Source organism: Rubrivirga sp. (assembly GCF_049648075.1).
Lineage (GTDB): Bacteria > Bacteroidota > Rhodothermia > Rhodothermales > Rubricoccaceae > Rubrivirga.
Map to the genome: position 1 here is coordinate 1 of NZ_JBARYR010000028.1, position 6,247 is coordinate 6,247.

At 67.6% G+C, this 6,247-nt stretch carries 9 protein-coding genes; 8 read left to right on the forward strand and 1 reads right to left on the reverse strand.

Features of this window, described 5'->3' with window-relative positions:
• From WBA11_RS00775 to WBA11_RS00810, 8 genes are all read left to right on the forward strand, one after another.
• Positions 1-219: hypothetical protein (locus WBA11_RS00775; RefSeq protein ID WP_424518826.1), on the forward strand; the 219-nt coding region annotated here is incomplete at its 5' end.
• A 75-nt stretch (positions 220-294) separates the two neighbouring features.
• Positions 295-1,206, forward strand: a complete 912-nt coding sequence (locus WBA11_RS00780) for an MlaE family ABC transporter permease (protein WP_424518827.1) — start codon at positions 295-297, stop codon at positions 1,204-1,206.
• Between the two features lie 97 nt (positions 1,207-1,303).
• The gene (locus tag WBA11_RS00785; RefSeq protein WP_424518828.1) at positions 1,304-2,287 is read left to right on the forward strand and encodes an ABC transporter ATP-binding protein; all 984 of its coding nucleotides are present in this window, start codon (positions 1,304-1,306) and stop codon (positions 2,285-2,287) included.
• Between the two features lie 53 nt (positions 2,288-2,340).
• Positions 2,341-3,477, forward strand: coding sequence for an MlaD family protein (locus WBA11_RS00790; RefSeq protein WP_424518829.1), 1,137 nt, complete (start codon positions 2,341-2,343; stop codon positions 3,475-3,477).
• A gap of 76 nt (positions 3,478-3,553) precedes the next feature.
• The gene (locus WBA11_RS00795; RefSeq protein ID WP_424518830.1) at positions 3,554-4,852 is read left to right on the forward strand and encodes an FtsX-like permease family protein; all 1,299 of its coding nucleotides are present in this window, start codon (positions 3,554-3,556) and stop codon (positions 4,850-4,852) included.
• Between the two features lie 232 nt (positions 4,853-5,084).
• Entirely contained in the window at positions 5,085-5,324 is a 240-nt protein-coding gene (gene rpmB / locus WBA11_RS00800; RefSeq protein ID WP_424518831.1) for a 50S ribosomal protein L28, read from the forward strand.
• 49 nt (positions 5,325-5,373) lie between these two features.
• Positions 5,374-5,544 carry a 50S ribosomal protein L33 gene (gene rpmG, locus WBA11_RS00805; protein ID WP_424518832.1) on the forward strand — a complete coding sequence of 57 codons (171 nt, stop codon included), beginning with the start codon at positions 5,374-5,376 and terminating at the stop codon, positions 5,542-5,544.
• 31 nt (positions 5,545-5,575) lie between these two features.
• Positions 5,576-5,752, forward strand: a complete 177-nt coding sequence (locus tag WBA11_RS00810) for a hypothetical protein (RefSeq protein WP_424518833.1) — start codon at positions 5,576-5,578, stop codon at positions 5,750-5,752.
• 299 nt (positions 5,753-6,051) lie between these two features.
• Here WBA11_RS00810 and WBA11_RS00815 read toward each other — a convergent pair.
• The coding region (locus WBA11_RS00815) for a hypothetical protein (RefSeq protein WP_424518834.1) at positions 6,052-6,247 on the reverse strand (196 nt) is incomplete at its 5' end.

Genomic DNA, 6,247 nt, shown 5'->3' on the forward strand with positions numbered 1-6,247 from the left:
GGCGGCGACATCGTGATCAAGCTCGGGGACTACTTTACGAACCGCGTCTTTTGGACGTTCGGCGTCATCGTCCCGACCGGAACGACGGATCCCGGCGAGGACCGCCTCCCGATCATTCTAGGCCTGGACTACGAGCTCCTGAAGTGGCTCAGCGCCCAGACGGAGTACAGTGGCCAGCGTGGTCTCGGCGGCGGGCTGAACTACGAGGTGTCCTGGTAGGACCGTCCTCGAGGGCGACGCAACGCCCTTCTCGCACGTCGGCCTCGAGGCCGACCCGAAGCACTACTTTTGGGCATGGAGACCGTCCCCGAAGACTCGCTCACGACTCGCCTGCGGGCCGCCCGGCGGTCTCGGCAGAACGAGAAGATCCTCCAAGAGAAGGAGCTCGAGCAGAAGGTCGAGGAGCGGAAAGAGGTCGCCCGCGCGCCGTCGGTCCCCGGCGAGAGCTTTTTCGCGGCGGCCGGCGGCCTGTTCGCGTTCGTCGGGATGTTCTTTTCCCGGTTCTGGCGCCGGCCCTTCGAGGTCAAAGAGCTGTTCGTCCAGATGGACGAGGTCGGGACCAAGAGCTTGACCCTGACCGGGGTCGTCGGCTTCGCGATCGGGATTGTGTTGGCGTTGCAGAGCCGGGGCACGTTGGCGCGGTTCGGCGCCGAGAGCTTCCTGCCGTCGATGCTGGCGCTGTCCGTCATCAAGGAGATCGGCCCCGTCCTGACCGGGCTCGTGTTGGCCGGGCGACTGGGCGCTGGTATGGGCGCCGAGCTCGGCTCGATGAAGGTGACCGAGCAGATCGACGCCCTCGAGGTCGCGGCGCTCAAGCCGTTCCACTACTTGGTCGTCACGCGCGTGATCGCGTGCGTCATCATGTTCCCGATCATGACGCTGATCACGGACATGCTGGCCCTGGCCGGCGGCTACCTCGAGGCCTGGCTCTCCGACGGCATGGACATCCGCGTATTCATCTCGACCGCCTTCGACTCGTTGCGCATGACGGACGTGGTCGTGGACACGATGAAGACTTCGATCTTCGGGTTCATCGTCGGCATCGTGACCTGCTACCAGGGTTACACCGTCCGCGGCGGCACGCGCGAGGTGGGCCGGGCGGCCATGAACGCCGTCGTCATCTCGAGCCTGCTCATCTTGGTCGCCGACGTCATCGTGGTCCAAGCCTCGATCCTGCTCTTCGGCGACATCTCGAGCGGCGCCTGACGGTTCAGAGGTTCAGGGTTCGCAAGAACTCTCACCTCTGCGAGCCGAAGGCCGGCGTAGCCAACCCGGAACGACTCAACCCTGAACCTTCCTCCTCATGTCCCGCATCTCTAAGCGCGCCCAGGCCCGCCGTGCCGCGGCCGGCCTCGAGAGCCGTCAGGCCGGTGAAGCCAACGGTCCTCACCCGCTTAGCGACGACGGCCTGGCGGACCCCGCCGACGACCCGACCGGCAAGCCCACCGCCGGGGTCCCGGGCAATGCCCTCGAGGGCGAGACGGACCTCGCCGATCCTGAGCACGGCCCCGTCCTGGGCAACTCGCCGCCGCCGCCCGACAACGTCGTCGTGGACATGCGGGAGGTCTACAAGGGGTTCGGGCCGAAGAAAATCCTGAAGGGGATCAACCTGGCCGTCGAGCGCGGCACGAGCGCCGTCGTGCTGGGCGGCTCGGGGACGGGCAAGAGCGTGCTGACCAAGCACGTCGTGGGGCTGTTGCAGCCCGACAAGGGCGAGGTCTGGGTCCTGGGCGAGAGGTTGGACCTGATGACGCCGGAGCAGCGTGACCGCAAGCGGACACGCCTCGGCTACCTCTTCCAAGGCGGCGCCTTGTTCGACTCGATGACGGTCTACGGCAACATGCGGTTTTTCCTGGACCGCTTGACATCGCTGACCCTCGAGGAGAAGGACGACTTGATCATGGAGAGCCTCGAGGACGTCAACCTGCCCGAGACCCGCGACCAGTACCCGGCCGAGCTATCGGGCGGCCAGAAGAAACGAATCGGGCTGGCACGGACGTTGATCCTGCGCCCCGACGTCATCCTGTACGACGAGCCCACGACCGGCCTGGACCCCGTCTCGGTCCGCGTCGTGTCCGAGTTGATCGTCAAGCTGCGCGACACGCGCGGCATCTCGTCGATCGCGATCACGCACGATCTGTTGGCCGCCGAGATCATCACCGACCGTGCCCACTTTATTCTGGACGGCATCATCGAGGAGGCGGGCACGCTCAACGAGGTCCGCACCTCGAGCCACCCTGTCTTGAAGGAGTTCTTTACCGGCACCGAGGCCTACGGCCACGCCTAGCCCGTCCTCGAAGAGGGTTCGCCCTCGAGGTCGGCTTCCCCTAGCTTCCCGCCATGTCCCGTCAAGCACGCCTCGGCCTCGTCGTCATCGTCGGCCTCCTGTCTGCCATCGCGTTCTTGTTCGTGATCGGGAGCCAGAGCAACCTGTTCCAGAACTCGTTCGCGGTCCGGGCCAACTTTAACCAGGTGGCCGGTCTCAAGACGGGCGCGTCGGTGTTCTACAACGGGATCTCGGTCGGGCGCGTCGAGGCCGTCCGGCTCCCAGCCGCGCCGGGCGACCCGATCACGGTGCTGATGGCGGTCGACGAGGACGCCCGGCCCCTGATCCGCGAGGACAGCCGCGCGCTCATCCAGACCGACGGGCTGGTCGGCAACGTGATCGTGTCGCTCACCGACGGCTCGCCACGACGGCCCCAGGTGGCCGACAACGGCCAGATCGAGGGCGTGGACCCGTTCGCGCTCAGTGAGATCTCGGACCGCCTGTTCGAGTCCGTCTCCCGGTTCGATTCGGTCACGGTCCAGCTGACCGGCATCATGTCCGACGTGCGGACGGGCGAGGGCACACTCGGCCAGTTCCTGTACGACGACCGCCTGTACGAGTCGACCGTCGCAACGGCGAACACCTTCCAGGCGACCGTCGCGGAGTCGCAGAACACCCTGCGCTCCCTCACCGCACGCGCTGACGAGCTGGTGACGGTTGCGGAAAATGCGTCGCGCGGCGTCGACGAGATCCTGACACGCGTCTATACCGGCGAGGGGACTGTCGCTCGGTTCCTGAACGACGACGAGGTGTACACGACGGCCCTAGCGACCGTGGCCCAGCTTCAGGAGGGCGCCGCCCAGCTCCAGACGGTCTCGGCCGACGTCCGTGCGATCACGGACCGGATCAACCAGGCCGCCGGGTGGGGCGCCTTGGGCGCGTTCCGGTTCTCGGAAAACATGGAGGCGCTCAAGCACAACTTCCTCTTCCGCGGCTACTTCGAGGACCGCGGCTACTACGAGTCGGCGCCGTTCGAGGTGCGTGAGGCCGCCATCGCCCAGACCCTGGCCGATCTACAAGAGTGGGAGCGCCGGCTGGTCGAGCAGCAGCGCGTGATCGATGCCGCCCGGAGCGAACTCGGCGTCGACGGCGTGATCTCGGCCCCGCCGGTGGACTCCGAGCCGGCGCCGGCGCCAGCACCGGAGGAGTAGCCAAAGACCCGAGAAGCGGTGTCTGGTGTCCGGCCTCGAGGTCGGACGCGGACGTCGGCTTTCCATCCTCATCCCGTTGGACTACCGCTTCCTCATCGCCCGTCGCTACCTCGCCAGCCGCCGCCGGCTGACGCTGATCTCGACGATCTCCGCGATCTCCGTCGCCGGCGTGGCGGTCGGCGTGGCGGCCCTCGTCGTCGTGCTGAGCGTGCTGAACGGGTTCTACGACGTCGTCCGCGACCTGTTGGTCAGCTACGACCCGCACGTCCGCGTCGAGGCCGTCGAGGGCGGCGGCTTGGAGGGCGCCGACGAGATCGCGGCGGTCGCGCTCCAGCTCGACGGCGTCGTCTCGGCGACGCCCTACGTCGAAGGCAAGGCCTTGCTCGCGGCCGACGGCGGGGCGGGCCAGGTCGTGACCGTCCGGGGCGTGCAACGCCGCGCCCTCGATGCCGAGGTCGAGCGGTCGATCCGGGAGGGCGCCTTCGACCTCGAGGCCGAGGGCGGCGCGTCGGGCATTGTGATGGGCCAGGCGCTCGCTTCGAGGACGGGCTTGCGCGCGGCCGAGCCAGGCATCGGCCTCGAGGACGGACCGCAGACGGGCGGGCGAGCCGGGAGTCAGGTGTCGCTCTTGTCGGCGGCGGCGCTCGAGCGGGCCATCGGGCTCTACCCCTTCGGCCTGCCGGACCGCCGGACGTTCACGGTCACCGGCACGTTCTCTCTCGAGCCGACCTACGACGAGAGCCACGTCTTCGTCGCGCTCGATCAGGCGCAACGGCTGTTCCAGACCGGGTCTCGCGTCAGCGGCGTCGACATCCGACTGACCGACCTCGATGACGCCGCGTCGGTCCGAGACCGCTTGGAGGCCGACCTCGAGGCCGCATCGCCCGGCCGCTACGCCGTCACGACGTGGTACGACTTGCAGGGCTCGCTCTACAGCGTGATGCGTCTCGAGAAGTGGGCGGCGTCCGCGATCCTGGCGCTCATCATCGTGGTCGCCGCGTTCAACATCGTCGGGGCGCTGACGATGATCGTGATCGAGAAGCAGCGGGACCTAGGCGCGTTGCAGGCGATGGGCGCGAGCCGAAAGGACGTCCGGCGGATCTTCCTGATCGAGGGGCTGCTGGTGGGCGGCGTCGGCGCGGGGATCGGACTCGCCATCGGCCTGACGATCGCGATGGTTCAAAAAACGTTCGGGATCGCGAAGCTGGCCGCGGCGGGCTCGTTCGTGATCGACGCGTACCCGGTCGCGATCCGGCCGCTCGACATCGGCGGCGTGGTCGTGGTCGCGGTCGGGCTGTGCGCGCTGGCGGCCGTGTACCCGGCCTCGAGGGCGGCGGCCATCGACCCAGCGCGAGCGGTCCAGGCCGGGGCGTAACCACGCACGGGGCGCGTCCTCGAGGACGGGACGCCTCTTTGAGGACGAGACGCCTCTTTCGGCTCGCCCCTCCTCGCAGTCCCCTAACCCCGTCTTCGCCCGAGACTCACGGGATTGGGGCCTTCGCGGGTTGGACCGTCCCCGCACCGCGCCGTAGGTTCGTGGGCTCCGCGGCATGGACTGTGCGCGGACTCACCTAGCGACTCTCCCGGCGATCCCGCCGACCGACCCGATGGCACGCAAAGACCAAGTTACCGGCAAGGGGCCGATGTTCGGCAACCACGTCTCCCACGCACACAACAAGGTGCGGCGCCGGTTCAACGTGAACCTGCAGAAGAAGCGGTTCTACGTGCCCGAGGAGGACCGCTGGGTCACGCTCCGTGTCTCCGCGACCACGATCAAGACGATCAACAAGAAGGGGATCTCGGCCGTCCTCAAGGAGGCGCGTGCCAAGGGCATGCCCCTCGCCTAAACCGGCCCTCCCACCGCGCCCACACACGGCGCCTTAGACCTACAAACCGATGGCAAAGGGCAAAGACGTCCGACACCAAGTGATCCTCGAGTGCACCGAGGCTCCCGGCACATCGCGCTATGCGACGATGAAGAACCGCCGCAATACCACGCAGCGGCTCGAGCTCAAGAAGTACAACGCGAAGCTGCGGAAGCACACGCTCCACCGCGAGATCAAATAACGAGGCCCGGCCTCCCTAGCCCCCCAGACAGATGGCAAAGAAGGTTTCAAAGAACCAGCGGACCAACCGTGGCGCTGGCCAGGAGGCCAAGCAGATGGCGAAGATCATCGTGGCCTCGAAGAAGGACAACGGCCAGTTCGAGTTCCGCTCGAAGATGGTCGAGGCCGGCAACGTCCAGGACGAGCTCAAGGCCGCGCAGGCTTCCTAGCCCGACCAGCTCCAGCCTTTAGAGGGCGGCTCCATCGCGGAGCCGCCCTCTTTTTTGTCCGGCCTCGAAGACGCGCCGACACGCCTGAACAAGCGGAGGCGTCTCGAGGGCGCGTCCTTGCGGCTCACCATCGAGGGGGTCGTCGGTCTCAGACCGGCTTTGACTCCGACATCCGAACGGAGTCGTCCTGGCGCGCGCGGGGTCCATACGGTTTTGCAGACCTCGAGGACGTCCTCGGCTCACGTCCCGCTCGACGCCACGTCCGGCCTCGAGGCCGAAACCACAACCTCGAGGACGCGTCACCGACGCATCGCGAGCCACTGCATCACGCGGTCGTCGCTGGGCCACGTGAGCCAGGCGAAGGCGAACAGCGGGAGGGCGAAGGCGAGCGTGAGCAAGTCGCCGGTCAGGAACGCGGCGATCGCACTAGCGAGCGTCGGCACCTCGGCGGCGGCGAGGGCGGCCACGCCGAACATCCGCAGCGCCCCCTGGGCC